The organism is Pseudomonas sp. TTU2014-080ASC, from assembly GCF_001446935.1.
GTDB lineage: Bacteria > Pseudomonadota > Gammaproteobacteria > Pseudomonadales > Pseudomonadaceae > Aquipseudomonas.
This window is the reverse complement of the sequence record NZ_LKKK01000011.1, coordinates 327246-353570: the sequence shown is the minus strand read 5'-3', so window position 1 is coordinate 353570 and position 26325 is coordinate 327246. Positions and strand designations below refer to the sequence as shown.

21 protein-coding genes and 5 tRNA genes are annotated in these 26325 nt (G+C 57.4%); 13 read left to right on the top strand and 13 right to left on the bottom strand.

Going from position 1 to position 26325, the window contains the following annotated elements; all coding sequences use genetic code 11:
• The first annotated feature begins 110 nt into the window (after positions 1-110).
• Positions 111-992, top strand: a complete 882-nt coding sequence (locus AO726_RS12060) for a LysR family transcriptional regulator (RefSeq protein ID WP_058068318.1) — start codon at positions 111-113, stop codon at positions 990-992.
• 111 nt (positions 993-1103) lie between these two features.
• On the top strand, positions 1104-4403 hold the full coding sequence (locus tag AO726_RS12055) for a PAS domain S-box protein (protein WP_058068317.1): 3300 nt from the start codon (positions 1104-1106) through the stop codon (positions 4401-4403).
• Between the two features lie 62 nt (positions 4404-4465).
• On the opposite strand, the gene AO726_RS12050 is transcribed toward AO726_RS12055, so the two are convergent.
• The 10 genes from AO726_RS12050 to gltX form a co-directional block, all read right to left on the bottom strand.
• Positions 4466-4912 (bottom strand): Hsp20 family protein, encoded by a 447-nt coding sequence (locus AO726_RS12050; protein WP_058068316.1) that lies wholly within the window; start codon positions 4910-4912, stop codon positions 4466-4468.
• A 123-nt stretch (positions 4913-5035) separates the two neighbouring features.
• On the bottom strand, positions 5036-6013 hold the full coding sequence (locus AO726_RS12045) for a tRNA dihydrouridine synthase (protein WP_058068315.1): 978 nt from the start codon (positions 6011-6013) through the stop codon (positions 5036-5038).
• An 85-nt stretch (positions 6014-6098) separates the two neighbouring features.
• On the bottom strand, positions 6099-6545 hold the full coding sequence (locus AO726_RS12040; protein WP_058068314.1) for an acyl-CoA thioesterase: 447 nt from the start codon (positions 6543-6545) through the stop codon (positions 6099-6101).
• A gap of 5 nt (positions 6546-6550) precedes the next feature.
• The gene (locus AO726_RS12035; RefSeq protein ID WP_058068313.1) at positions 6551-7192 is read right to left on the bottom strand and encodes a bifunctional 4-hydroxy-2-oxoglutarate aldolase/2-dehydro-3-deoxy-phosphogluconate aldolase; all 642 of its coding nucleotides are present in this window, start codon (positions 7190-7192) and stop codon (positions 6551-6553) included.
• A 269-nt stretch (positions 7193-7461) separates the two neighbouring features.
• A complete protein-coding gene (locus AO726_RS21515; RefSeq protein WP_275044099.1) occupies positions 7462-7584 on the bottom strand; it encodes a hypothetical protein in 123 nt (40 codons plus the stop codon).
• A gap of 213 nt (positions 7585-7797) precedes the next feature.
• A tRNA-Glu gene (locus tag AO726_RS12030) sits at positions 7798-7873 on the bottom strand.
• A 48-nt stretch (positions 7874-7921) separates the two neighbouring features.
• Positions 7922-7997 (bottom strand) — tRNA-Ala (locus AO726_RS12025).
• A gap of 50 nt (positions 7998-8047) precedes the next feature.
• Positions 8048-8123 (bottom strand) — tRNA-Glu (locus AO726_RS12020).
• Positions 8124-8187: 64 nt separating this feature from the next.
• Positions 8188-8263, bottom strand: a tRNA-Ala gene (locus AO726_RS12015).
• Between the two features lie 146 nt (positions 8264-8409).
• A complete protein-coding gene (gene gltX, locus AO726_RS12010; protein ID WP_058068312.1) occupies positions 8410-9891 on the bottom strand; it encodes a glutamate--tRNA ligase in 1482 nt (493 codons plus the stop codon).
• A 295-nt stretch (positions 9892-10186) separates the two neighbouring features.
• On the opposite strand from gltX, the gene AO726_RS12005 reads away from it, so the two are divergent.
• On the top strand, positions 10187-11086 hold the full coding sequence (locus tag AO726_RS12005; protein WP_058068311.1) for an EamA family transporter: 900 nt from the start codon (positions 10187-10189) through the stop codon (positions 11084-11086).
• A 6-nt stretch (positions 11087-11092) separates the two neighbouring features.
• Here AO726_RS12005 and uvrB read toward each other — a convergent pair whose 3' ends face one another.
• Positions 11093-13108: an excinuclease ABC subunit UvrB gene (gene uvrB / locus AO726_RS12000; RefSeq protein WP_058068310.1), complete on the bottom strand. Its 2016-nt coding sequence runs from the start codon at positions 13106-13108 to the stop codon at positions 11093-11095.
• Positions 13109-13281: 173 nt separating this feature from the next.
• On the opposite strand from uvrB, the gene AO726_RS11995 reads away from it, so the two are divergent.
• Positions 13282-14478, top strand: coding sequence for an amino acid aminotransferase (locus AO726_RS11995; RefSeq protein WP_058068309.1), 1197 nt, complete (start codon positions 13282-13284; stop codon positions 14476-14478).
• Between the two features lie 64 nt (positions 14479-14542).
• Positions 14543-14618 (top strand) — tRNA-Asn (locus AO726_RS11990).
• A 406-nt stretch (positions 14619-15024) separates the two neighbouring features.
• On the opposite strand, the gene AO726_RS11985 is transcribed toward AO726_RS11990, so the two are convergent.
• Entirely contained in the window at positions 15025-15783 is a 759-nt protein-coding gene (locus AO726_RS11985; RefSeq protein ID WP_058068308.1) for an AraC family transcriptional regulator, read from the bottom strand.
• Between the two features lie 263 nt (positions 15784-16046).
• Between AO726_RS11985 and AO726_RS11980 the strand changes: the two genes are divergently transcribed.
• The 8 genes from AO726_RS11980 (at position 16047) to AO726_RS11945 (ending at position 25688) form a co-directional block, all read left to right on the top strand.
• The gene (locus AO726_RS11980) at positions 16047-17675 is read left to right on the top strand and encodes an APC family permease (protein WP_058068307.1); all 1629 of its coding nucleotides are present in this window, start codon (positions 16047-16049) and stop codon (positions 17673-17675) included.
• Between the two features lie 119 nt (positions 17676-17794).
• The gene (locus AO726_RS11975; protein WP_058068306.1) at positions 17795-18811 is read left to right on the top strand and encodes an Ldh family oxidoreductase; all 1017 of its coding nucleotides are present in this window, start codon (positions 17795-17797) and stop codon (positions 18809-18811) included.
• A gap of 31 nt (positions 18812-18842) precedes the next feature.
• A complete protein-coding gene (locus AO726_RS11970; RefSeq protein WP_058068305.1) occupies positions 18843-19769 on the top strand; it encodes a 4-hydroxyproline epimerase in 927 nt (308 codons plus the stop codon).
• 36 nt (positions 19770-19805) lie between these two features.
• Positions 19806-20753: a dihydrodipicolinate synthase family protein gene (locus tag AO726_RS11965; protein WP_058068304.1), complete on the top strand. Its 948-nt coding sequence runs from the start codon at positions 19806-19808 to the stop codon at positions 20751-20753.
• A 67-nt stretch (positions 20754-20820) separates the two neighbouring features.
• Positions 20821-22398 carry an aldehyde dehydrogenase (NADP(+)) gene (locus AO726_RS11960; protein ID WP_058068303.1) on the top strand — a complete coding sequence of 526 codons (1578 nt, stop codon included), beginning with the start codon at positions 20821-20823 and terminating at the stop codon, positions 22396-22398.
• A 3-nt stretch (positions 22399-22401) separates the two neighbouring features.
• Entirely contained in the window at positions 22402-23706 is a 1305-nt protein-coding gene (locus AO726_RS11955) for an NAD(P)/FAD-dependent oxidoreductase (protein ID WP_058068302.1), read from the top strand.
• 104 nt (positions 23707-23810) lie between these two features.
• Positions 23811-24035, top strand: coding sequence for a DUF2061 domain-containing protein (locus AO726_RS11950; RefSeq protein ID WP_058068301.1), 225 nt, complete (start codon positions 23811-23813; stop codon positions 24033-24035).
• A 93-nt stretch (positions 24036-24128) separates the two neighbouring features.
• Positions 24129-25688: a glycoside hydrolase family 17 protein gene (locus tag AO726_RS11945; RefSeq protein ID WP_058068300.1), complete on the top strand. Its 1560-nt coding sequence runs from the start codon at positions 24129-24131 to the stop codon at positions 25686-25688.
• On the opposite strand, the gene AO726_RS11940 is transcribed toward AO726_RS11945, so the two are convergent.
• Positions 25689-26057, bottom strand: a complete 369-nt coding sequence (locus AO726_RS11940; protein WP_058068299.1) for a hypothetical protein — start codon at positions 26055-26057, stop codon at positions 25689-25691.
• Positions 26058-26325: the final 268 nt, after the last annotated feature.

The window sequence follows — 26325 nt, the reverse complement described above, 5'->3', positions numbered from 1 at the left end:
AATCCTATGGTTTTGGTTTAAATTACTCAAATTCATATTTTTCATCTTATGAATTCCAAAGTGGAATACAAAAGCTACATATGCCGTCTTTGACTCAGTGAGATCGCCACATGGACCTAGCTGCCCTACACGCATTTATTGCCGTTGCTGAACACGGCAGCTTCTCTGAAGCAGGTGAGCGCCTACACCTGACCCAGCCTGCGGTGAGCAAACGGATCGCCAGCCTGGAGCAACAGCTGGATATGCGCCTGTTTGACCGACTGGGCCGGGAGATAAGCCTGACTGAAGCCGGACGCGCATTACTGCCAAGGGCCTACCAGATCCTTAATGTGCTTGATGATACGCGCCGCGCGCTGACCAACCTGAACGGCGAGATCAGCGGCCGCCTGACCCTGGCCACCAGTCACCACATCGGCTTACATCGCTTGCCGCCTCTGCTACGCGCCTTCACCCAGGCACATCCGCAAGTGGCGCTGGATATTCAGTTTCTGGACTCAGAGGTGGCCTACGAGGAGATCCTGCATGGCCGGGCGGAAGTGGCTGTCATCACCCTAGCCCCACAGACCCGCGAACCAGTTCATGCGGTACCTGTATGGAATGACCCACTGGACTTTGTTGCCGCTCCCGGCCACGCGCTGGCTCAAATTGATGCGGTCACCCTAACGGATGTAGCTGGCCATCCGGCGGTTTTTCCCGGCGGAAACACCTTCACCCGACATATCGTCAGCGGCTTGTTTGAGGCCCAGGGCCTGACACCCAATATCGCCATGAGCACCAACTACCTGGAAACCATCAAGATGATGGTCTCCATCGGTATTGCATGGAGTGTGTTGCCACGCACAATGCTGGATGAACAAGTAGTTCGCCTGCCATTACCCGGCATTCAATTATCTCGCCAGCTGGGCTATATCTTTCATAGCGAGCGCACGCTATCCAACGCAGCCAGGGCCTTTATGCGCCTGCTCGATTCAAACCGGGACGGTCTTGCATAGTGAAGCGACAAAACGCTAACGTGCACATATAAATATAAGAAAGGGTTGGCACGACTAAGCCCACGAGGGTTTCGGCCTGTGCTACCCGCTCACTAGAAAGGAAACGCGGACGTGGCCACACCCACTGATCGCCGTCCCCCATTACCTTATGTTCCCGCCACCGACCCTGCCGAATTCGAAAGCACGTGGAATGATGCTCCCCGGCTGTTACGAGCCCTGACTGGAGCCAAGCTTGGTGCTTGGTACTGGGATATTGAAAGTGGCGCTATCAGTTGGTCCCGCGGAGCCCAAGCACTCTTTGGCCTGGACCCGAACTACCCACTAAGCAGGCGCGTAGACTACATCAACCTGATCCACGAAGAAGACCGCCCTGCAGTCATCCAAGTCTTTGAGCAATTCCTCAGAGGCAACCCTACCCGAACAGCTATCCGCCACCGCATCTACTGGCCAGACAGCAGCCTACACTGGCTTGAAATCAGCGGCAGCATGCAGCAAGACGCTGACGGCAAGCAGCGGGTTATGGGGGTTATCCGCGATATCACACAACAACAGACTCAGGAACAAGCCCTACGCAGCAGTGAGGAGAAGTTCTCGCAGGCCTTCCACTACACCCCCGATGCGGTGGTAATTACCACTCTGGAAGAAGGCCGCTTTATTGAAGTCAACCGTGGCTTTGAGTGTCAATTCGGCTGGAGCAGTGAAGAAGCCATCGGCCGTACCTCAGTCGATCTCAAGCTTTGGGCCAGCCAAGAAGAGCGCCAGGTCATGGTCGACGCCGCGCGCGCAGGCCAGCTCAACGGACTTGAAGCCACCCACTACCACCGTAACGGCAAGCTCTGTCGCAACCTTATATTTGGCGGCCTGATCCATTTAGAGGGCAAGCCTTGTCTGGTACTGTCACTCCGTGACATCACCCAACAACGTCAGCAGGAAGAGGAACTGCGTGACAGTCAGGAGCGGCTGAATCTGGCCTTGGATTCAGTGGCACTAGGGACCTGGGAGTGGCATATCCCCAGCAATACCTTGTTCGGCTCAGCGCGAGCGGCACAGCTTCACGGACTGCCGGAAAAGCCTTTTCATGACACCTTCGGCGAGTTTTTCACGGTGATCCCGATGGAAGACCGCTTGATGATGCGCCAGCACTACGAAGAGCTCTTGCAAGGCATTCGCACCCACTACCAGATCACCTACCGAGCCAACCTTGCCGACAATCAGGTGCGCTACCTTGAGAGTACAGCCAAGCTCTACCGCTGCGCCGACGGCAAACCCGAACGGATGGCAGGCATTCTTATCGACATCACCGACCGTGTTCTGCGCGAGAAGGACCTTGCTGCCTCCGAAGCCAAATTCTCCAGCCTGTTTCAGGCCAGTCCGGACCCGGTAACTCTGACCACTCTGCCGGAAGGTATCGCACTGGAGATCAACTCCAGCTTCACCCAGACATTTGGCTGGGAACCGGAAGAAGTGCTTGGCCGCAAGATGACTGACGTCAAACTATGGGTTGATCTGGAAGAGCGCCAGAAGCTGTTCCTTAAAGTCCAGAGTGATCACCGCCTCGATAATGAAGTCGCCCACTTCCGCAACAGACACGGCAACCCGATCACCTGCGTCATCTCTTCACGGACCGTCATGCTCAATGAGCGCCCCTGCCTGCTCAGCACCTTCCGCGACATCACCCAGCTACAGCAAGCTCAAGAAGAGCTAAAGGCCAGTGAGGAGAAATTCGCCCTGGCCTTTCACTCCAGCCCTGACGCCATCACCATCACCGAGCGTGACAGTGGACGCTGCCTGGAGGTCAATGAGGGATTCTGCCGCCTGACCGGGTACAGCTTCGATGAGGTTATTGGCCGCACCACAGACGAACTCAACATCTGGGTCAACCCTGAAGAGCGCGCCAGGATGATCAAACGGGTCGTAGAGGAAGGCCATGTCTACCACATGGAAATGCAAGGCCGGCATCGCAGCGGAAAGCTCAAAAATGTTGAGGTTTCGGTCGAACATATTCAGCTGCACGGCACACCCTGCCTGCTTCTGACTGCCCGGGACATCAGTGAGCTGAAGGAGGCTCAGGCGCAGGTCCAGCACATGGCCTACCACGACCCACTGACCAACTTGCCTAACCGCGCCCTGCTGCTGGATCGACTCAGCCAGCAAATTGCCCTGCTCAAACGCCATAACTTGCGTGGAGCGCTGCTGTTTATCGATCTGGATCACTTCAAGCACATCAACGACTCGCTGGGCCATCCGATTGGCGATGCAGTGCTAAAACTGATTACTGCCCGCCTTGAATCCAGCGTGCGCCAAGAAGACACCGTGGCGCGATTGGGTGGTGACGAGTTTGTGATTCTGATCTCCGGGCTGGAAGGCAGACGCACCTCAGTACTCAAACAGGTGCGTGAGATTGCGGAAAAGCTGCGGCAGTTACTGATCGAACCGATGCAAGTGGACGGCCATCAGCTGCGCGTCACTCCCAGCATCGGTATTGCCCTGATACCAGACCATGGTGACAACCCGGACGACCTGCTCAAGCGCGCCGACATCGCACTGTATCGGGCCAAAGACGGCGGTCGAAACACCACAGAGTTCTTCCATGAGTCCATGCAACAGGCTGCCAGTGACCGTTTGCGCCTGGAAAACGAACTGCGTCTGGCCTTAGTGCGTAATGAATTTGAGCTGTTCTTTCAGCCTCAGATCAACGCTAGCGATAATCACATCACCGGATGCGAAGTACTGCTGCGCTGGATGCACCCTGAATACGGAGTGCAGTCCCCTGCCCTTTTCATTCATGTACTGGAAGAAAGCGGCCTGATCATCGAAGTGGGCAACTGGGTACTGATGAAAGCCTGCCTCGAATGCTCACGGCTGATCCGCAAAGGGCTGATCAACGCCCAGGAGTTCAATCTCTGCGTCAACATCAGCCCGCGCCAGTTCCGCCAGCACGACTTCGTTGAACAGGTCGAATGCATTCTCAACGACTGTGAGTTACCGGCGCACATGCTCAAGCTGGAAATCACCGAAAGCATCGTGATTCAGCATCTGGATGACACCATTGCCAAGATGCACCGACTCAAACGCATCGGCGTCAGCTTCGCCATGGATGACTTCGGCACCGGCTACAGTTCGCTGACCTACCTCAAACGGCTGCCGGTTGAGACCCTGAAAATCGACCAGTCATTTGTCCGCGATGCAGTGCTGGATATCAACGATGCGGGCATCATCCGCGCCATCATTGCCATGGCTCGTAGTCTGGGGCTGAGCGTTGTAGCAGAAGGCGTTGAGCGAATTGAGCAGTTGCAGTTCCTGCAAATGCAGGGTTGCAACTTTTACCAGGGCTACCTGTTCAGCAAGCCAGTGCCTGCTGACAAATTCGCCGAGCTGCTGATGGAAAATCGCTTGCCGAGCACCTTCTGAAACGACAAGAGCACCTTAAGGTGCTCTTGTCGTTTACAGGCCGCGTGTCGGCCAACAGCTGCTTAGTTCTGCAGCGCCGGGGTCGCAGAGCCAATCGGAATGCGCTTGGCCTTGGCCTCTTCCGGGATGATACGGACCAGATCAATGTTCAACAGTCCGTTAACCAGGCTCGCTGATTTGACCTCGATATGGTCTGCCAGACGGAAGGACAGCTTGAACGCACGCTGAGCGATGCCCTGATACAGGTAAGTCACGCTCTCGGCTTGGGATTCACGCTTGCTGCCGGTCACAGTCAGCACCCCACGTTCTACCTGAAGCTCCAGGTCTTCTTCCTGGAAGCCAGCTGCTGCGACCACGATGCGGTACTGGTCATCAGCGTATTTTTCGACGTTGTAGGGTGGATAGCTGCTACCGCTTTCATTGCGCATGGCCGACTCAAACAAATCGTTAAAACGGTCAAAGCCAACGGAATGACGGAACAGTGGGGTCAGAGAAAATGCAGTGCTCATGTTTAAATCTCCTGAAATTCAGCGAGTTGTGTCACGCGGGACCCGACTTCGGCATCCCACGCTACTAAACATGTGGCCACACAAATGGTTTTCAAGACCCTGAAAATTTTCCTTACAGACGGTTCAGGCGATCGCGTGCTGTAAATCGTCGGGCAGGTACTTCACTCCCAGCAGGTGATCAATACGCAGACAGTCCGTTTCCCGACGCAACAGGTTGAACAGCTCAGTGGCTTGCGGATAGCTGCGCGTCAGCATCGCCAGCCATTGCTTAAGCCGCCCAGGTGCATAACGCGGGGAAAGCTTACGCCGCGCCTGCAGCCAAAAGTCAGCCAACAGTGGTTGCAGTTCTTCCCAGGTCATCGGAACTACTTCCTGCCCGGCACGCGCAGCTGCAATCTGCCGGGCCAGATCGGGGCGCGCCACTAGCCCACGCCCCAACATGATGTCTTCGACGCCGCTGACCTCGCGGCAGCGCCGCCAGTCCTCCAGCGTCCACACTTCGCCATTGGCAAACACCGGAATCTTGACCGCATCCTGCACTTTAGCCACCCATTCCCAATGCGCCGGCGGCTTATAACCTTCCATTTTAGTCCGGGCATGCACCACGATTTGCGCAGCGCCACCGTCTGCCAGCGCCTCGGCGCACTCTAGGGCGTAGTCCTTGTGATCAAAGCCCAGGCGCATTTTTGCCGTGACCGGGATATCCGAAGGAACCGAGCGGCGCACCTCACGCACGATGGCATGCAGCAATTCCGGCTCTTTCAACAGGATGGCACCACCGCGTGACTTATTGACGGTCTTGGCCGGACAGCCAAAGTTGAGGTCAACGACCGGTGCCCCCAAAGTGCAGGCAAACGCGGCGTTATCCGCCAGGCAAGCCGGATCAGAGCCCAAAAACTGCACGCGCATTGGCGTTCCCGCTGCTGTCTGCGCACCGGTGAACAGTTCCGGAGCAAGCTTCTCATAGGTGTTAACCGGCAACACGCGCTCAGTGACGCGAATAAATTCCGTCACGCACCAGTCGATACCGCCAACGCGGGTCAAGACATCACGGAGAATCTCATCAACCAGCCCCTCCATCGGGGCCAAAGCAATCTGCATCGGGTCAGCTCTCGAAAAAACGCCGCGTAGTGTACGCGGCGCAGCGTCCCGGATGAACAGCTAGGTATCGTGCGGTCAACACCTTTTAAAGCAAGGCGTCTGCGCTTAACACGGCTGCTCCGTATCCTTCCACAAACTCGGCGGGCATGCGTTTGGGCTTACCGGTAGAGAGTTCGATGCAGACAAAGGTCGTGCGGGCCCGCAATAGCGTCACGCCGTCTTCTGGACGAACAAGCTGGAAGTGTCGGGTCATTTTCAAGCGGTGATCTGACTCAATAATCCAAGTGGCCATCTGCAATTGCTGGCCCTCGTAAGCACTGGCCAGGTAATCAATTTCGTGGCGCAACACTGCCATGGCCCGGTCCAGACGGCGGTACTCAGCCAGATCCAGACCAAGAAACTGCGAGTGACGCCAAGCGCAACGCTCCAGCCAACTGACATACACCGCATTGTTGGCGTGCCCCAGCCCATCGATGTCCTCTGCATTGACACACAGATCAATCACAAACGGGTCGGTGAAATCCCAATTCATATCGATTACTCCAGACTACCGGCCAACTCACACGCTTCCCGAGCCAGTTGAGTGATTTGATCCCATGCTCGTGCCCGCACCAGATTGCTTGGAGCAATCCAGGTTCCGCCCACGCAGGCAACATTGGGCAAGCGCAAAAAGCTCAACAGATTATCAGGGTTAACCCCACCAGTCGGACAGAAGCGAATGCCAGTGAACGGCCCCTTGAAGCTCTTCAGCATCTTGATGCTGCTGGCCCCATCAGCTGGAAACAATTTCAACGAGCGATAGCCATGCTCCAGCGCCAGCAATACTTCGGACGGCGTCATGGCACCCGGCAGGTACGGCAACCCCGAATCATCTGCTGCTGCCGCCAGTCGCTCAGTAAACCCCGGACTGACAGAAAACTGCGCTCCAGCCTCTTTGGCCTCCCGAAACTGCTCGGCGTGAATCAACGTACCCGCCCCGATCAACAGATCAGGTAACTCCTGACGCATGGTACGCAAGGCATCCAGCGCTACCGGCGTACGCAATGTCACCTCCAGCACGCTGATGCCACCGGCATGCAGCGCAGCTGCCAGATCCAAAGCCAGACTTACATCTTCGATTACCAGAACCGGTAATACCGGGCGGGCCTGCTGCAGCACCGCATCCATCGTCAGGCTCATAGCCAGCTCCCCACTCGTGTCATTCATTCAGACCTAAACTGCTGGCATCCACGCAATCAGATCACGGCCAAACAGCGACAGCTACATCCCGGCCTTGCCCTAAATGATGCCATCGCCCATTACCGGCACTCCTGCAAAAACCACACAAAAACGCGCGTTTAAGCCGCTTGGCACTCTCGCACAGCGGCGCAGGGACCGAAAAAAGGTCGTTATAACTGAAAATAATCGCGAGGTGCGCAACGCCGCCCAGCTTCATGACCAGACGCGCCTCATTCAACTGCATCGCCAAGGCACCAGCCAGATTCGAACAGCCAGCCCAGTGCGCTGAAGCCTGCTCGGTCGCCAACGCAATCTGCCACAGCCGCCACTTGCTCCATCGCCGGATGCAGCATACTTGGACCTTATCAGTACGACATAGGCGAGCAGTCTATAACGGAGGGCACCAGTCTGATATCCCCATACAGCTCCTGCATGTGCCACAACAAAGATGACAATATGGGATCAATCAGGAGCTGAATTTGCGGCAAGAGAAATCATTCGGGCAAATAAAACAAAAGGGTCATTCATACGAATGACCCTTTCAGAGCCTGCAAGGCAGGTAAAAATGGCGTCCCCTAGGGGACTCGAACCCCTGTTACCGCCGTGAAAGGGCGGTGTCCTAGGCCACTAGACGAAGGGGACGAAACCTTCGATAACGCAATCAGCAACTGGCTGATCGGTCGTGGAAATTGGTGGAGCTAGACGGGATCGAACCGTCGACCTCTTGCATGCCATGCAAGCGCTCTCCCAGCTGAGCTATAGCCCCAGATTTTATGTCTCTCGACACTCAGTGCCGAAGCACTGGGCTGGAAATAGTGGCGTCCCCTAGGGGACTCGAACCCCTGTTACCGCCGTGAAAGGGCGGTGTCCTAGGCCACTAGACGAAGGGGACGCAGAACCCTTCAAAACAGCCGACTCGTTTGAGTCCACTGTGGCAAGCCTTTCGGCTTTGAGATTGGTGGAGCTAGACGGGATCGAACCGTCGACCTCTTGCATGCCATGCAAGCGCTCTCCCAGCTGAGCTATAGCCCCATCTCAAGGACGGGGCGCATGTTAAGAGCGCGCCCCGTTTGTGTCAACAAATTTTTATGCGCTATCGCAATATTTTCTGCTGACAGAACAAACACTTACCCGACATGACCGGCCATCGCGCAGCGCTGGCCGGTCATGTCGGCTGATCAGGCAATCGCTGCCAGCAGTTTTTCCCACTCTTTGTTTTCCTTCTTCGACACACCACCGAGCAACTCGATGGCCTGACGCAGGCGGAAGCGGGTCAGATCCGGGCCGAGGATTTCCATCGCATCCAGTACAGAAACAGAGCTGGCCTGCCCAGTAATGGCGGCAAACATCAACGGCATGGCATCGCGCAGTTTCAGCTGCAAATGCTCAACAACAGCCTGAATACAGGCGGTGATGTTGTCCTTTTCCCACTGACGCAAGGCTTCCAGCTTCCACAAAATCAGCTGCATGACTTGGCGCACCTGATCTGCCGAAAGTTTTTTGTGCTCAAACAGCTTGGCATCCAGATTCAGACCGCCCGCAAAGAAGAAGCTCGCCAACGGCGCAATCTGACTGAAAGTTTCCACCCGCCCTTGCACGTGCGGAGCGATTTGCATCAAGTAGTTACTGTTAAAGGCCCACTTCTGTGCCTCTGCTGCAAACTGCTCAACTGACAGCTCGCGCATCCACTGGCCATTGAGCCAGGACAGCTTTTCCAGATCGAAGATCGGACCACCCAACGACACGCGATTGATGTCAAAGTTGGCGATCATTTCATCCAGAGTGAACTTCTCTCGCTCATCTGGCATCGACCAGCCCATACGACCGAGGTAGTTGAGCATGGCCTGCGGCAGGAAACCCATACGCTCGTAGAAGGTAATTGAGGTCGGATTCTTACGCTTGGACAGCTTGCTCTTGTCCGGGTTACGCAACAGCGGCATGTAGCACAGCTGAGGCTGCTCCCAGCCAAAGTATTCGTACAGCAGGATCAGTTTCGGAGCCGAAGGCAGCCACTCTTCCCCACGCAATACGTGGGTGATACCCATCAGGTGATCATCAACGACGTTGGCCAGGAAGTAAGTTGGCAGGCCGTCGGTCTTCATCAGCACCTGCATGTCCATGCGATCCCACGGGATTTCAACGTCACCACGGAGCATGTCCGGCACCACGCAGACACCTTCGGTCGGCACCTTCATGCGCACCACATTCGGCTCGCCAGCTGCCAGGCGCTTTTGCACTTCTTCAGCAGACAGGTGCATGCAGTGACCGTCGTAACGCGGTGTCTGCTTGGCTTCCATTTGCTCAGCACGGACCTTGTCCAGGCGCTCAGCGGTGCAGAAGCAATGGAATGCATGGCCCTTCTCGACCAGTTCAGCACTGTACTTCTGGTAGATGTGGCCGCGCTCGCTCTGACGATATGGGCCGTGCGGGCCGCCTACGTCCGGACCTTCGCTCCATTCAATCCCCAACCAGCGCAGCGCATCATAAATCTGCTGCTCAGATTCACGAGTCGAACGCAGCTGGTCAGTATCTTCGATACGCAGGATGAATTCGCCACCGTGCTGACGGGCAAAGCACATGTTGAACAAAGCGATATAGGCGGTGCCTACGTGCGGATCGCCAGTTGGCGACGGCGCGATACGGGTGCGTACGGTGGTCATGAAAGTTCCCGGAGAATTACTGTGAACGCGATTAAAAGAGGAATGTTAGCAGGCAACGCGGGGCTGGCTCCAGCGACGCCCTATACAAGGGGGCTCGGTTGCAACCACCCAGCTGCACCTTTGCAGTACGCAAGCCGCAATCCTGCCTGACGATGACGCCTTCGCTATATCGATCAGGTCGTGCTATCCGTATGCTGTTATCCGATTAATCTCCTATTCTGCTCGGCATCACGGAACACAGCTTTTCGAGCACACCTCCGATCTGTCGCCGCTCACATCAGCCTTTCAGGTTCACATGTCGTCAACCACAGCTCCTGCCCGTAGTCTGCTGCTCGTCCTTGCTTTTGCCGTCATTTATATCGGCTGGGGAACCACATATCTGGCCAACCATTATCTGCTGCGTGAAGTCCCGCCATTCATTATTGGTACATTGCGCTTTTCCATTGCGGGCTTGTTGGCGCTGGCCTGGGTGATCGCCAGCAAACAGATGCACATACAGCGCAGTGATTGGGGTGGCGTGCTAATCGGCAGCCTGGCCTTAATTGCCGTTGGTCAGGGCGCTTTGATCTACGCCAACCAATATTTGCCCACAGGCATGCTGGCCATGCTCTACACCACACTGCCGTTGTGGAGTGTGGCTCTGGAATGGCTACTGGGAGAGCGCCCACCCTTCTGGGTCATTGCCGGGTTAGCACTTGCGTGCGCCGGGATTGTATTGCTGATGAGTAACGGACTGGATCACCGCGCCTCAGTCGAGCAATGGTTTTCCGGCCTGCTGGTCGTACTGGCTACTCTGTTCTGGGCAGGCGGAGCCTGGATAATGCGCCAGCGCCCGGCGTTCAAATCTAGCTGGCTGGGACTGAGCCTGCAAATGATCATCGGCGCCCTGACCCTGGCGCTGTTTGGCCTGTGGCACGGCGACTGGCAGCAATTGGAGTTCTCTAAATTCAGCGGCGAGGCCTGGCTGTGGCTGGCCTATCTGATCCTGCCAGTCAGCCTTGGCGTTTATCCCGCTTACTTTTGGCTTCGGCGGGAAGTCAGACCAAGCATGGTGTCCACTTTTGCCTTTGTGAACCCAGTGGTGGCCCTGCTACTCGGTTACATATTGCTCGGCGAACAACTCAGCCTGACCGCCCTGCTGGCCTGCGCCATAACCTTGGGCGGCGTAGTGCTGATTATCTTCGCGCGACGCTGATTACCGTCAGACCTGTAGCAGACGGTCGCGCAGTTTCTGGATTTCATCCCGCAGCTGCGCCGCCGCTTCGAACTCCAGATCGCGGGCCAGCGCGTACATCTTCTCTTCCAACTGACGGATGCGCTTGGTGATCTCGCTCGGCGAGCGCAGCTCGCTTTCGTAACGGGCGCTTTCTTCGGCTGCCTTGGCCATACCTTTGCGCTTGTTGCTACGCGCCCCCGGCACCACGGCACCTTCAAGGATGTCTTTGATGTCCTTGACCACACCCTTGGGCACGATGCCGTGCTCTTCGTTAAAGGCAATCTGTTTAGTCCGGCGGCGTTCGGTTTCGTTGATCGCCCGCTCCATTGAGCCGGTCATGCGGTCGGCATACAGAATGGCCTTGCCGTTGAGGTTTCGCGCTGCTCGGCCAATCGTCTGGATCAGCGAGCGCTCGCTGCGCAGGAAGCCCTCTTTATCAGCATCGAGAATGGCCACCAGCGACACTTCCGGCATGTCCAGACCTTCACGCAACAGGTTGATGCCCACCAGCACATCGAACGTACCAGTACGCAGATCACGGATAATTTCGACCCGCTCGACCGTATCAATATCCGAGTGCAAGTAACGCACCTTGACGCCGTGATCGGCCAAATAGTCTGTAAGGTCTTCAGCCATGCGTTTGGTCAGTGTGGTGACCAGCACCCGCTCCTCAACTGCCACGCGCTTGTTGATTTCAGAGAGCAAGTCGTCCACCTGAGTCAGGGCCGGCCGCACTTCGATTTCCGGGTCAACCAGACCGGTCGGGCGCACCACCTGCTCAATCACCCGCCCGGAATGCTCCGCCTCGTAAGGGCCAGGCGTGGCGGAGACAAAGATGGTCTGCGGACTGGCTGCCTCCCACTCCTCAAAACGCATCGGGCGGTTATCTAGCGCCGAGGGCAAACGGAAGCCGTACTCCACCAGCGTTTCTTTACGTGAGCGGTCGCCCTTATACATCGCGCCTACCTGGGGCACCGACACGTGAGATTCGTCGATCACCAACAGTGCCTCATCCGGCAGGTAATCGTACAAAGTGGGTGGCGGCTCGCCCGGTCCACGCCCGGAGAGATAGCGCGAGTAGTTCTCGATGCCGTTGCAGTAACCCAGCTCCAGAATCATCTCCAGGTCATAACAGGTACGTTGCTCCAGACGCTGCGCTTCGACCAGACGATTGTTATCGCGCAGGTACTCAAGCCGCTGTTGCAACTCAGCCTTGATTCCTTCCACAGCCTCCAGCAGGGTTTCCCGTGGCGTCACGTAGTGGCTCTTGGGATAGAAGGTAAAGCGCGGCAACTTCTGGATAACTTCGCCGGTCAGCGGGTCGAACGCGCTGATACTTTCAACTTCATCGTCGAACAGTTCGACACGGATCGCTTCCAGATCGGATTCCGCCGGGAAGACATCTATCACATCACCTCGAACACGGAAGGTGGCTCGGGCAAAGTCCATGTCGTTGCGGGTGTACTGCAACTCTGCCAGACGCCGGAGCAAAGCGCGCTGATCCATTTTGTCGCCCCGGTCGAGGTGCAGCACCATTTTCAGGTACTCCTCGGGACTGCCCAAACCGTAGATCGACGACACAGTGCATACCACGATGACGTCCTTGCGCTCGATCAGCGCCTTGGTCGCAGAAAGCCGCATCTGTTCAATGTGGTCGTTGATCGAGGCATCCTTCTCAATGAAGGTGTCGGAGGACGGTACGTAGGCCTCCGGCTGGTAGTAGTCGTAGTAAGAAACGAAGTACTCGACAGCATTGTTAGGGAAGAAGCTTTTGAACTCGCCGTACAGCTGCGCAGCCAGAGTTTTGTTATGGGCCAATACCAGCGTTGGACGCTGCACTTGAGCGATGACATTGGCAATTGAGAAGGTCTTTCCTGATCCCGTCACGCCCAGCAGCGTCTGGTGCGACAGGCCGGCTTCCAGCCCCTCAACCATCTGCCGGATGGCCTCCGGCTGATCGCCAGCAGGTTGAAAACGGGTGACCAACTGAAACTCTGACATAACAAACCTCGGTAAACAGGTGTGACGCGTATGAAAAGCCTACGTCAAAACCCACATAAAGGTGTGCCTGCTGTCGCGGCACCGATTTAGCCCCGGTATACTACCGGGCCAATTGCGCAATCCCCTAACCGGGGATTGCTGATACTCACCCTCCTTTTCGAGCTGCCGTATCCATGAGTCTGTTCTCCGCCGTCGAAATGGCTCCGCGCGACCCCATCCTGGGCCTCAATGAAGCATTCAATGCCGACACCCGTGCGACCAAGGTCAATCTGGGTGTAGGTGTCTACTACAACGAGGAAGGCCGCATCCCTCTGCTGCGCGCCGTAGCTGAAGCGGAAAAGGCTCGTATTGAAGCCCATGCTCCGCGTGGCTACCTCCCGATCGAAGGCATCGCAGCCTACGACAGCGCAGTACAGAAACTGCTGCTGGGTGCAGACTCCGAGCTGATTGCCGCCGGTCAGGTGATTACTACTCAGGCGGTTGGCGGTACCGGTGCACTGAAGACCGGCGCTGACTTCCTCAAGCGCCTGCTGCCGAACGCCGTTGTTGCTATCAGCGACCCAAGCTGGGAAAACCACCGCGCCCTGTTCGAGTCCGCTGGTTTCCCGGTACAGAACTACCGCTACTACGATGCAGCCACTCACGGCGTAAATCAGGCCGGCATGCTGGAAGACCTGCGCAACCTGCCGGCCCGCTCCATCGTCGTGCTGCACGCCTGCTGCCACAACCCAACTGGCGTTGATCTGTCTCTGGACGACTGGAAAGCCGTTCTGGAAGTGCTGCGCGAGCGCGAGCACGTGCCGTTCCTCGATATCGCCTATCAGGGCTTTGGTGAAGGCATCGACGAAGACGCCTTTGCGGTACGCCTGTTCGCGGCTTCCGGCATGCCGTTCTTCGTATCCAGTTCCTTCTCCAAGTCCTTCTCGCTGTACGGCGAGCGTGTTGGTGCACTGACTATCGTCACTGGCAGCAAGGAAGAAGCGGGCCGCGTGCTGTCTCAGGCCAAGCGCGTAATCCGCACCAACTACTCTAACCCGCCGACTCACGGTGCAACCGTGGTTGCCAGCGTACTGAACAACCCAGAACTGCGCGCTCTGTGGGAAGAAGAGCTGGCTGGCATGCGTGACCGCATTCGTAGCATGCGCATGGCCATGGTTGAGCAACTGGCAGCCCTGACTGATAAGCGTGACTTCAGCTTTGTTGCTCGCCAACGCGGCATGTTCTCCTACTCCGGTCTGACCGCTGAGCAGGTAGAACGCCTGAAAAACGAGTTCGGTATCTACGCTGTCAGCACCGGCCGCATCTGCGTCGCCGCGCTGAACCAAAGCAACCTGCCTGCTGTTACTCAGGCGATTGCCAAGGTTCTGTAACCTGCAAAAGGAGAAGTCGAAGTGTTGACTTCTCCTTTTTAATCAGTAGGATACGCACCGTTGTTCCGCGATAGCTCAGTCGGTAGAGCAAATGACTGTTAATCATTGGGTCCCTGGTTCGAGTCCAGGTCGCGGAGCCAAATTCAAGAAACCCGGTCAGTAGGCCGGGTTTTTTATTGCCTGCAGACTCTCACCAGGGACTGCGTCCCAGGTTATTCGCTTCGCTCACCCCTTCGGGGCCGCGCTAAAGCGCGTTCAGCTTGCGCTGTCGAGTCCAGGTCGCGGAGCCAAATTCAAGAAACCCGGTCAGTAGGCCGGTTTTTTTATTGCCTGAAGACTCTCACCAGGGACTTCGTCCCAGGTTATTTGCTCCGCGCCCCCTTCGGGGCCGCGCTAAAGCGCGTTCAGCTGCGCTGTCGAGTCCAGGTCGCGGAGGCAAATTCTAGAAACCCGATCAATAGGCCGGATTTTTTATTGCCTGCGGACTCTCATCTAGGGCTACCTCCCAGACTATTCGCGAATAGCCGCCCTGCCTGTATAGGCCTTTTAGCCCACCGCTGCCTGCCGATACTGGCTCGGAGTGAACCCTGTCAGCTCCTTAAACTGTCGGGTAAAGGCACTGTGGTCGGTGTAACCGCATTGCAAGGCCACCTCGGTAATCGGCATGTCGGTCTGGAGCAATCGGTGGGCGTGTTCCAAGCGGACTTTCTGGATCATCTGCCTGGGCGTGAGTTGAAACACCCTTTTGCAGTAGCGCTCTAGTTGCGCCACAGAGATTCCGGCCAGACGCGTCAGCTCGCTCAAAGTGACGCGACGGTGAAAGTTAGCCCGGATGTAGCCATCCACCTCAGCCAAACGCTGATAAGCCGGATGGGTTTCTCGGGCGGCCTGTAAATCGACAGAAATACCGACCAAACCAATCACTTCATCCTCACTGTTGTACAGCGGCCACTTATGCGTCAGGCACCAGCCTGGCTCCCGCGTGCCATACAGATGCAACTCGAGCTGGTCCTCCAGAACATGCCCCTGCTCCAACACCCTCCGGTCCTGTTCGGTGTAACCGGGCCCCAACTTTGCCGGAAATACTTCTGCGCTGGTTTTGCCCAGTAACGGTGAACCGCAGCGCTGCACCAGTGTGCTGTTAGCCAGGACGTAACGCGCCTCACGGTCTTTGATAAAAATCGTCGCATTGGGCAACACATCCAACATTGGCATCAGCGGCACGACACCCATCAGCAACGCTTCCAGTGACGGCGGCCGACAACTTCCAAGCTGACCGAAGTTGGCCAAAACACTCCCATCCATTTGTTGTGTCTCTTCTCGTCCGATAGACGCGAGCCTAGTCGCTATACCGCCCGAAGCGAATAGAAATTGTGCCGATTTCGTCATCTCTGTCTGTGAATAGCATCAATCCCCCCTGGGCCGAAGCGTTCACTCTATGTCGACCTCCTTCACTGCCAGGCCCAGCTCAGCCTGCCAGAGAGTGTCGAACCGACCGACACGAACAGGGAACGTTTCAACGTGACATCAAACATGCCTCTCCAATAACCCACAAGAAGGCGACCGCTATGTCAGGCAACGGAAAGTTCAAGAAGCAACTCTCACTAATCGACCTCACCTTTATCGGCCTAGGGGCCATCTTCGGCTCCGGCTGGTTGTTTGCCGCCAGCCACGTATCTGCTATTGCAGGCCCCGCTGGTATTTTTTCCTGGCTACTAGGCGGTTTTGCCGTATTGCTGCTGGGTATCGTCTATTGCGAACTAGGGGCTGCACTGCCGGTCGCTGGGGGCGCGGTGCGTTATCCCGTTTACTCCCATGGTCCGTTGCTGGGCTATCTGATGGGCTCCATCACTCTGATCGCGTTTTCCAGCCTGATCGCCATCGAGGTAGTCGCTTCCCGCCAATATGCGGCAGCCTGGTTTCCATCACTGACCCACCCCGGCTCCAGCTCGCCGACTATCCTCGGCTGGCTGGTGCAGTTTGGCCTGCTCTGCCTGTTCTTTATGCTCAATTATCGAAGTGTGAAGACCTTCGCCAAGGCCAACAACCTGATCAGCATTTTCAAGTTCATCGTCCCGCTGCTGGTCATTGGCGTGCTGTTCACCTTCTTCAAACCGGAGAACTTTGAGGTTCAGGGCTTTGCCCCCTACGGCTTGTCGGGCATTGAGATGGCGGTGTCGGCAGGCGGGGTGATCTTTGCCTTTCTAGGCCTGACACCAATTATTTCCGTGGCGAGCGAAGTACAGAATCCACAGCGCACCATTCCCTTTGCCCTGATCCTGTCCGTACTGCTGTCCACCGCAATCTATGTGCTGCTGCAGACCGCTTTCCTCGGCGGCGTACCGACTGAAATGCTCGCTGATGGCTGGTCTGGTGTAGCTAAGGAACTGTCCCTGCCCTACCGAGATATCGCTATGGCGCTGGGCATTGGTTGGCTGGCCTATCTGGTAGTGGCCGATGCAGTGATCTCGCCCAGCGGCTGCGGCAACATTTATATGAATGCCACGCCCCGTGTGGTGTATGGCTGGGCCAAAAGCGGCACCTTCTTCCGATATTTCACCCGCATTGAAGAGAACGGCATCCCGCGTCCGGCGCTGTGGCTAACCTTTGCTCTGTCAGTGTTCTGGACCCTGCCGTTCCCGTCCTGGGAAGCGCTGATCAACGTCGTCTCAGCGGCACTGGTACTGAGCTACGCCGTAGCCCCCGTATCCGTGGCAGCCCTGCGCCGCAATGCGCCTGATATGCCGCGCCCGTTCAGGGTCAAGCGCTTTGCCATCCTCGGCCCACTGTCGTTCGTGATTGCTTCACTGATCGTTTACTGGTCCGGCTGGAATACCGTGTCCTGGCTGCTGGGTCTGCAAATCCTGATGTTCGTGTTGTATCTGCTGTGTGCCCGTTATGTGCCCACTGCACACCTGAACATCGCCCAACAAGTGCGCTCATCGCTGTGGCTGATTGGCTTCTATGCCGTCGCCATCCTGCTGTCCTGGCTTGGTTCCTTCGGTGGAATCGGTGTGCTGACGCATCCCTTCGACACGCTAGCCGTAGCGATCTGCTCGCTGGGTATTTACTACTGGGGCGCAGCCACCGGTGTTCCCGCCCATTTGGTGGACCTGTCTCTGGATGAAGACGAGCAGGAAAGTCCCTCAACGACCCAGTGCGAATTGCCAGTCGGTGCAGTGAAACACAGCCATTAATCCACGGCTGCCAGAGCAGCCATTACCAGAAGCCGAACAATCCGGCGGCACCAACCTGCCGGATAACGGCCACGCCATGGCCGAAACCAGGCCGGGGCAGGGACTAACGGAGCCAGACCATGAGTGAAAAAATCAACCTCAGCCTCGATCAGGTCTATGACCTGGCGCTGCAGGCGCTGACCCATAACGGCATGAGTGCAGCTCACGCCAACGCCATTGCCGATGTGATCACTCAGGGCCAGCGTGACGAATGCAACTCTCACGGCCTGTACCGCGTACTGGTCTGCATACGCACGTTGCGCTCAGGCAAGGTTTCCCCGGACGCACTGCCGACGGTAACTCAGCCTGCTCCGACCATAACCCGAGTCGATGCCCATCAGGCCTATTCGTTGCTGGCCTTTCAGACCGGCCTGCCCTACCTCGTAGAGCAGGCGCGTGAGCAAGGGGTGGCGGCACTGGTGATCCGTAATTGCTTCCACTTTTCGGCACTCTGGCCAGAAGTCGAAGCCATCGCTCGCCACGGTTTGGTAGGCCTGGCCATGACGCCCAGCCACGCCTGGGTTGCGCCGGAAGGTGGCAACAAAGGCGTGTTCGGTACCAATCCACTGGCCTTCGCCTGGCCGCGCCCAGCCCCGAGCGAGCCATTTGTTTTCGACTTCGCTACCAGCGCTATCGCCAGGGGCGATATCGAATTGCATGCCCGGCAGAACAAACCGATCCCACTGGGCTGGGGCGTAGATGCGCAAGGCAAACCCAGCACAGATGCCAAGGCAGTCTTGGACGGTGCCATGCAGACCTTCGGCGGGCACAAAGGCTCAGCCTTGGCCGCAATGATCGAGCTGATGGCCGCCGCCCTTATCGGCGATATGACCAGCGCCGAGTCCATGGCTTTTGACAACGGGGCCGGTGCCACCCCCTGCCATGGAGAACTGCTGCTGGCCTTCGACCCCAAGCGTTTTCTCGGCGACGAGCTGGCACTCAATCAGCAACGCGCAGAAACCCTGTTCAGCGCCATCACCGATCAGGGCGCGCGCCTGCCCTCACAACGCCGCTTCGCCGCACGCAAGCGTTCTGAACGCGAAGGCGTGTGGGTAGACGCGGCCCTGCTGCGTGACATCGAACAGCTTGTGTCCTGAGCACACCACCTTTTATCCAGTGGATGAATATATGAAAAAGCTGCATGTCATCGACTCTCACACCGGCGGCGAACCGACACGTCTGGTGATGAAGGGTTTCCCTGAACTGCCAGGCACCAGCATGACGGCCAAGCTCGAGGCGTTGCGCAACGAGCATGACCAGTGGCGGCGCGCCTGCCTGCTTGAGCCCAGAGGCAACGATGTACTGGTCGGAGCCCTGTACTGCGAACCGGTTTCGGCGGATGCCACCTGCGGCGTGATCTTCTTCAACAACGCAGGCTACTTAGGCATGTGCGGCCACGGCACCATCGGGCTGGTGGCCTCCCTGCACCACTTGGAACTGATCAGCCCCGGCGAACACAAAATTGACACACCAGTCGGCCCAGTCAGCGCCACCCTGCATGAAGACGGAGCTGTCACCCTGCGCAATGTGCCCGCTTATCGTCACCGTAAGCAGGTGCCGGTTGACGTGCCGGGTTATGGTCGTTTTCTCGGCGATATTGCCTGGGGAGGTAACTGGTTCTTTCTGGTTTCCGAGCACGGCCAACGCCTGCAACTGGACAACGTCGAAACCCTGACCCACTTCACTCGCACCCTGCTCAAGTCCTTGCATGACCAAGGCATTCAAGGCGCTGACGGTGCCCCTATCGACCATATCGAACTGTTTGCTGATGACGACCAGGCCGACAGCCGCAACTTCGTCCTCTGCCCCGGCATGGCCTACGACCGCTCGCCCTGCGGCACCGGCACCAGCGCCAAGCTGGCGTGCCTTGCCGCCGACGGCAAGCTCGCCCCCGGCGAGCGCTGGGTGCAGGCAAGCATCACCGGCAGCCAGTTTGTTGGTAGTTACCAATGGGAGGGTGAACAGATCCGCCCCACCCTCACTGGACGCGCCTACATGACCGCCGACAGCACTCTGCTGATCGACGAACAAGACCCCTTCGCCTGGGGCATCTGAGCCCTTCGCACCATCGCATTAACAAGGAGAAATAGCATGAGCGACAACATCTTTACCGGCTGCATCCCAGCCCTAATGACCCCCTGCACAGCAGATCGGCAACCTGACTTCGATGCTCTGGTGGCCAAAGGCAAGGAGCTGATCGAGCTGGGCATGAGCGCAGTGGTCTACTGCGGCTCTATGGGTGACTGGCCGTTGCTGAGCGAAGCCCAGCGTCAGGAAGGCGTGGCGCGCTTGGTCGCAGCTGGTGTGCCAACCATCGTTGGCACCGGTGCAGTGAATAGCAAGGAAGCGGTGTCCCATGCAGCCCATGCCGCCAAAGTTGGTGCACAAGGACTGATGGTTATTCCTCGTCTGCTGTCCCGCGCTGTCTCTCCTGCGGCACAGAAGAACCACTTCAAAGCCATTCTGCAAGCCGCGCCCAAACTGCCTGCGGTGATCTACAACAGCCCGCACTACGGTTTTTCCACACGCGCCGACCTGTTCTTTGAGCTGCGCAGCGCTCACCCCAACCTGATCGGCTTCAAGGAGTTCGGCGGTGCCGAACCGCTGCGCTATGCCGCTGAGCACATCACCTCAACCAACGATGACATCACCCTGATGGTCGGTGTCGACACCCAAGTCGTGCACGGCTTCGTCAACTGCAACGCCACCGGTTCCATCACCGGCATTGGTAACGTGCTGCCACGTGAAGTACTTCAACTGGTCGAGCTAAGTAAAAAGGCCGCCAAGGGTGACCCCAAAGCCCGCCGTCAGGCACAGGAGCTGGAGAACGCCCTGGCCGTGCTGTCGTCCTTCGATGAAGGCACCGACCTGGTCCTTTATTACAAGTACCTGATGGTGCTCAACGGCGACCAGGAATACACCCTGCACTTCAACGAGACCGACGTGCTCAGCGACGCTCAGCGCAACTACGCCGAGAACCAGTACGCCCTGTTCCGTCAGTGGTACAGCAGCTGGATGGCTGAACAGAACTTCGCTTGATCGGCACAGCCACTTACTTATGCCAGCCGGGCCTGTTTGAGCCCGGCTCTACTCTTCAGGAGTCAACATGACGCTGACAGGCCAACTGCTCATCGGCAGCCGCGCTGTAACCGGCAACGGCGAGATCATCCGCGCCATTAACCCTGCTACCAATACTCCGCTGGTGCCAAACTATCCCGGCGGTGACGCCAGCCATGTAGATCAAGCCTGCGCGCTGGCTGCCGCGGCCTTTGATACTTATCGTGAAACAACAGCGGCTGAACGGGCGGCATTTCTGGAGTGCATCGCCGAACAGATTGATGCATTGGGTGATCAGTTGATCGAGCGGGCTGTCGCTGAGAGCGGCCTGCCCCATGCGCGCATTCAAGGTGAGCGTGGCCGTACCTGCCAGCAGTTACGCTTGTTCGCCAGCGTACTGCGCCACGGTGAATGGCTGGATGTGCGCATCGATACGGCCCTGCCGCAACGCCAACCCATGCCTCGAAGTGATCTGCGCCAGCGTCAAGTCGCACTCGGCCCGGTGGTGGTGTTCGGTGCCAGCAACTTCCCTCTGGCCTTCTCGGTCGCGGGCGGTGATACCGCTTCGGCACTGGCGGCTGGCTGTCCGGTAATCGTTAAGGCCCACAGTGCTCACCCCGGCACCAGCGAACTGGTCGGCCATGCCATTGCCCGAGCTGTGCAGCAGTGCGGCTTGCCGGAAGGTGTGTTCTCCCTGCTGTTCGGATCAGGCCGTGAAGTGGGTACAGCTTTAGTCAGCGACCCGCGCATCAAGGCTGTCGGCTTCACCGGCTCGCGCAGTGCCGGTCTGGCTCTGTGTAAAACCGCGCAGGCGCGCCGCGAGCCTATTCCGGTGTATGCGGAAATGAGTTCGATCAACCCGGTTCTGCTGTTCCCTGCCGCCTTAAAAAAACGCACCGATACACTGGCCAATGGGTTTGTTGCCTCTTTGACTCAAGGTGCCGGTCAGTTCTGTACCAATCCGGGACTCGTCATTGCACTGCAAGGGCCTGACCTTGAGCGCTTTATCGGCAGTGCCAGCGAGCTTATTCAGCGCAGCACGACCCAGACCATGCTCACCCCCGGCATCTTCCACGCCTATCAGCAGGGCATCGCTCAGCTCAGCGCTAACCCTCGAGCAAACCTCCTGGCCGCCGGATTGAGCAGCGACGCACCGAACCAGTGCCAGCCCCATCTGTTCAGCACATCAGCGGAGAACTTCCTGGAAGACGAAACCCTGCTGGACGAAGTATTCGGCTCTGCCTCGCTGGTAGTGCAATGTCGTAATGACGAAGAAGTACGCCAAGTCTGCGAACACTTGGAGGGCCAATTGACCGCCACTCTGCATCTGGATGATGAAGACCTGCCTCTGGCCCAGGCCCTTCTAGCAACGCTAGAGCGTAAGGCCGGACGCCTGCTGGCCAACGGCTGGCCAACTGGCGTCGAAGTGTGCGATGCCATGGTGCACGGCGGCCCCTTCCCGGCCACCTCCGATGTGCGCAGCACCTCAGTCGGCAGCGCGGCCATCCAGCGTTTCTTGCGCCCGGTCTGCTATCAGGATTTACCCGAAGCACTGCTGCCCGGTGCTTTGAAGCCCAACAATCCACTGCAGCTGCGGCGTCTATGTAATGGCCAACGGGAGGCGTAAGAGATGACAGACACTGCTCAGCCGACTCACACAGGCTTTATGCACGATATTGCAGTCATCGGAGCCGGTATTGTCGGCGTGGCCTGCGCTTTGCAATTGGCCCGCCAAGGGCTGCGAGTGGTGCTGATTGATCGGCTGGAGCCAGGACTCGGAGCATCATTCGGCAACGCCGGTCATCTGGCCACTGAGCAGGTTTTTCCTATCGCCGATTCGTCGATCCTGAAACGCCTGCCCAGCATGCTGCTTGACCCTACCGGGCCGCTGCGCCTGGACTGGCGCTACCTGCCCCGGGCGCTGCCATGGTTTATCCGCTTACTGCTGAACCTGCGCCAAGCACCGACACAGCGTTCTATTGCTGGCCTGCGTAAGCTGAACGAAGGCAGCCTGCCCGCGTGGCAGCGTCTGCTCGCCTCCATTGATAAACCACAGCTATTGCGCCGCCAGGGCTCGCTGCTGATGATTGAACGGAGACAATCCCAGCCTGCGTTGAGGGCTTTACAAGCGCGAATGCTCAGCCAAGGGGTAACGGTTGCAGAGTGGGATGCTCACGCCGTACGGCAGGCCGCTCCACAACTCAGCCCGTCGATCCAGGGTGGTTTGTTCTTTGCTGATACCGGCCACTTTATTGACCCCAAACTGGTTGTCGATGCCTTGTTTGAGGCCTGTACTGCAGCCGGCGTGAGCTTCTACAAACAGCAGGTCAATGCCGCCCACATCACCCGTTTAGGCGTCTTGTTGCAGACTGATGAAGGCGCCCTCAACGTGCACAAGGTGCTGATTGCTTGCGGTGCCCACTCAGCCCATCTGACACAAACCCTGACCGGGCAAAAAGTACCCCTTGAAACCGAACGCGGCTACCACCTGATGCTGCCCCATGAGCATCAGCGCTTGCCGTTTCCGGTCACCTCATTTGAACGAAAATTCATCATGACGCCCATGAGCAGCGGCCTGCGACTGGCGGGCACGGTGGAGTTCGCCGGGTTGGATCGTCCGCCACAGATGAAACGCGCCTGGCAGCTGCTCAAATTGAGTCAGGACTTATTTGCCAGGCCCCTAAACGAATCGGACGCCAGCCCATGGATGGGGTTCAGACCATCACTGCCCGATTCATTGCCGGTAATGGACTGCGTGTGCAATGGCAAAGTCCTGCTTGCGTTCGGCCACCAACATCTTGGTCTGACTCAGGCCGCTTACAGTGCAGAACTGATGGCTCGTCTCTGCAGCCCCAATTTGATGGAGCAGCATCAAGCGCTACTGGAACTTAAACCCTACCGTCTTAGCCGTTTCAACAATCAGAGCGCCTCTTAAATACATAAAAACTATTGAGTGGATTTTATTGAGTAATTTCATAAATAGTTAGTACCTGACTAAGATTCGATCCAACAAGGAATGATTCTCAATCGAGGTGTACCATGCTCAAGACCCTGACCTTCACCGTTATGCATTTCTGCATTGCCTTCGGTGTGACCTACGCGCTGACAGGCAGCGTAGCGGCCAGCAGCTTGGTCGCGGCCATCGAGCCTCTGTGCAACTCGGTTGGTTTCTACTTCCACGAAAAGGTCTGGCAGCGTATTGAAGGCCGGTCACAGCCGGTCGAAAGTCAGCCCAGCCACGCTTGGTTGCATCATCAGGCGTAGGCTTGAACTTCCCGATGGATGTTTTGAAACAGGCAGCATGAGGCTGGGCGTATCCGCTACTATGCGTGCTTCAGCCTCTATGCACGCCTGATCATGCCCGCCAAATCCCGCAGCCTTTACGTCCTTTTTACCTGTTCCTGTCTTGTAGCGCTGATTGCCCTTTTTGCCCTCTGGTACAACCTGGGCAAGGCCGTGACACTGCCAGACGTAGCCACCGCAAGCCACAAGCTGCAATGCGCGTCCTATACGCCTTTTGCCAAAGATCAGTCGCCTTTTGATCAACCCTTGCAGATTCGTACCGAGCAGATGGACGCAGATCTGGCCCAGCTGTCCAAACGCTTCACCTGCCTGCGCACTTACTCGGTCACAGGACTGGAAGCCCTACCTGAACTCGCACGCAAGCACGGGCTGAAATTGATGGTCGGCGCTTGGGTCAGCCGCAACCCGGAGAACACCGCAAGCGAAGTCGACAACGCGATCAAGATCGCCAACGCATACCCGGACGTGATTGAAGCGGTCATCGTCGGCAATGAAGCACTGCTGCGCAAAGAGGTCACTGCACAGCAATTGGTCGGCCTAATCCACCGCGTAAAAGCAGCCATTACACAACCGGTGACCTACGCCGATGTCTGGGAGTTCTGGCTGAAACACCCAGAAGTCGCACCAGCAGTGGACTTCATCACCATCCACCTTCTGCCTTACTGGGAGGATGAACCAGCCGGAATTGATGAGGCGCTGCACAAAGTCGCGAGTGTGCGCCAGACCTTCGCCAGTGCTTACGCCCCGAAAGACATCCTGATTGGCGAAACCGGCTGGCCCAGCGAAGGGCGGCAACGGGAAACCGCCCTGCCCAGCCGAATCAACCAGGCTAAATTCATGCGTGGTTTCGTGGCCATGGCTGAAGAAAACGGTTGGCGCTACAACCTGATCGAAGCCTTCGACCAACCTTGGAAACGAATGAGTGAAGGGGCCGTTGGCGGATACTGGGGGCTATTCGATGCCGACCGCCAGGAGAAATCGATTCTTGCAGGCCCGGTTTCCAACCTGCCGCAGTGGCCACTTTGGCTTGGACTGAGCCTGAGCCTATTCGCGGGTACACTGCTTCTGGCCGGTCGCCCACAGTCAAAACGCGCAGCACTGAGTCTGCCCCTGCTCGCTGCTCTGGGGGCAGGCAGTATTGCCCTATACAGTGAACTAACCCTGATCACCGCGCGCTTTACCGGAGAATGGCTGTGGGCTGCGGCTCTGATCGCTCTCAATGTGCTGATCTTGGCCTATGCAGCCCTGCATCTGGGCTCCCAGACACCTGCACGCCAGCCACTGTACCGCTGGCTGCACAACAAGAGCGCGCTGGGATTGGTTCTGGCTGGATTCGCCGGGGCTGTGATGATGCTGGCGCTAGTAGTCGACGCTCGCTATCGCAGCTTCTCCAGTTCCGCCCTACTACTGCCTGCAGTGGTGTACCTGCTACGACCGGCACAAGGCTATCGCCGGGAAATCGCGCTGTTGACCCTACTCATCGCGGCAGGCCTGGTACCCCAGCTTTATCAGGAAGGTCTGGACAACCAGCAAGCCATTGGCTGGGCACTGACCTGCACGCTGCTGGTTCTGGCCCTGTGGCGCAGCCTGCGCCAGCCCGGGTCAAGAACCTGATCAGGCAGTTTTATCAGCCCGGACCACGCGCAACAGCGCCAGCACCGCAGCCACCGCTCCAAGGCTGGCACTGTAGAGCACCAGTGCCAGCACGCTGATTAATAACGCCAGGCCTGCAATCATCTTGCCTAGCCGTCCGCGCCAGATAAATCCCAGCACGGCAACAGCCAGCGCCGAATAGGCGATATAGCCAAAATGGATTAACCAACCCAGCGTCGCCCGCAGTTGACAACCCCACAGATCAGGTTCACTGACACACAGGCCCACCCAGCGGTCGTCCTCCATCAGTTGAGTGCGCAGCATCAGGCTAGCGCTAAGCACGATAGCAACCAGGGCAAACAGAAGGACGAATGGTAAATAGCGCTTCATAAAAGTCCGCTTAAAAAATCAGCTGCCAAGAATAGGCTCTCACAAGCCCGGTGACACTGAAATTTTCAGCAGCAGGCGAATGCCTATCTACACTTGAGTCTGAATGGAGTTAATACAGCCAGTGGGAATGGAAAAATTAAACGGACGTCCCTTCCACCAACCTAAACGCCTCGATAATTTCATTTTTTAGACCTGTTTAATATAACGGCGTCGCACTTAGCCGGTTTTATACAGTCATATTTCGCACCGATAATCCAAGTTGCCCCGT

What these genes read in the sequence shown, in the direction of transcription:
- AO726_RS12040 (WP_058068314.1), bottom strand. Translation starts at nt 6,545, where the DNA reads ATGAATTGGGATTTCACCGACCCGTTTGTGATTGATCTGTGTGTCAAT.
- AO726_RS11950 (WP_058068301.1), top strand. Translation starts at nt 23,811, where the DNA reads ATGCTCAAGACCCTGACCTTCACCGTTATGCATTTCTGCATTGCCTTC.
- AO726_RS12050 (WP_058068316.1), bottom strand. Translation starts at nt 4,912, where the DNA reads ATGAGCACTGCATTTTCTCTGACCCCACTGTTCCGTCATTCCGTTGGC.
- AO726_RS21515 (WP_275044099.1), bottom strand. Translation starts at nt 7,584, where the DNA reads ATGCTGCATCCGGCGATGGAGCAAGTGGCGGCTGTGGCAGATTGCGTT.
- AO726_RS11995 (WP_058068309.1), top strand. Translation starts at nt 13,282, where the DNA reads ATGAGTCTGTTCTCCGCCGTCGAAATGGCTCCGCGCGACCCCATCCTG.
- uvrB (WP_058068310.1), bottom strand. Translation starts at nt 13,108, where the DNA reads ATGTCAGAGTTTCAGTTGGTCACCCGTTTTCAACCTGCTGGCGATCAG.
- AO726_RS11960 (WP_058068303.1), top strand. Translation starts at nt 20,821, where the DNA reads ATGACGCTGACAGGCCAACTGCTCATCGGCAGCCGCGCTGTAACCGGC.
- AO726_RS11955 (WP_058068302.1), top strand. Translation starts at nt 22,402, where the DNA reads ATGACAGACACTGCTCAGCCGACTCACACAGGCTTTATGCACGATATT.
- AO726_RS12035 (WP_058068313.1), bottom strand. Translation starts at nt 7,192, where the DNA reads ATGAGCCTGACGATGGATGCGGTGCTGCAGCAGGCCCGCCCGGTATTA.
- AO726_RS12005 (WP_058068311.1), top strand. Translation starts at nt 10,187, where the DNA reads ATGTCGTCAACCACAGCTCCTGCCCGTAGTCTGCTGCTCGTCCTTGCT.
- AO726_RS11970 (WP_058068305.1), top strand. Translation starts at nt 18,843, where the DNA reads ATGAAAAAGCTGCATGTCATCGACTCTCACACCGGCGGCGAACCGACA.
- AO726_RS11985 (WP_058068308.1), bottom strand. Translation starts at nt 15,783, where the DNA reads ATGGATGGGAGTGTTTTGGCCAACTTCGGTCAGCTTGGAAGTTGTCGG.
- AO726_RS11965 (WP_058068304.1), top strand. Translation starts at nt 19,806, where the DNA reads ATGAGCGACAACATCTTTACCGGCTGCATCCCAGCCCTAATGACCCCC.
- AO726_RS11940 (WP_058068299.1), bottom strand. Translation starts at nt 26,057, where the DNA reads ATGAAGCGCTATTTACCATTCGTCCTTCTGTTTGCCCTGGTTGCTATC.
- AO726_RS12060 (WP_058068318.1), top strand. Translation starts at nt 111, where the DNA reads ATGGACCTAGCTGCCCTACACGCATTTATTGCCGTTGCTGAACACGGC.
- AO726_RS11975 (WP_058068306.1), top strand. Translation starts at nt 17,795, where the DNA reads ATGAGTGAAAAAATCAACCTCAGCCTCGATCAGGTCTATGACCTGGCG.
- AO726_RS11945 (WP_058068300.1), top strand. Translation starts at nt 24,129, where the DNA reads ATGCCCGCCAAATCCCGCAGCCTTTACGTCCTTTTTACCTGTTCCTGT.
- gltX (WP_058068312.1), bottom strand. Translation starts at nt 9,891, where the DNA reads ATGACCACCGTACGCACCCGTATCGCGCCGTCGCCAACTGGCGATCCG.
- AO726_RS11980 (WP_058068307.1), top strand. Translation starts at nt 16,047, where the DNA reads ATGTCAGGCAACGGAAAGTTCAAGAAGCAACTCTCACTAATCGACCTC.
- AO726_RS12045 (WP_058068315.1), bottom strand. Translation starts at nt 6,013, where the DNA reads ATGCAGATTGCTTTGGCCCCGATGGAGGGGCTGGTTGATGAGATTCTC.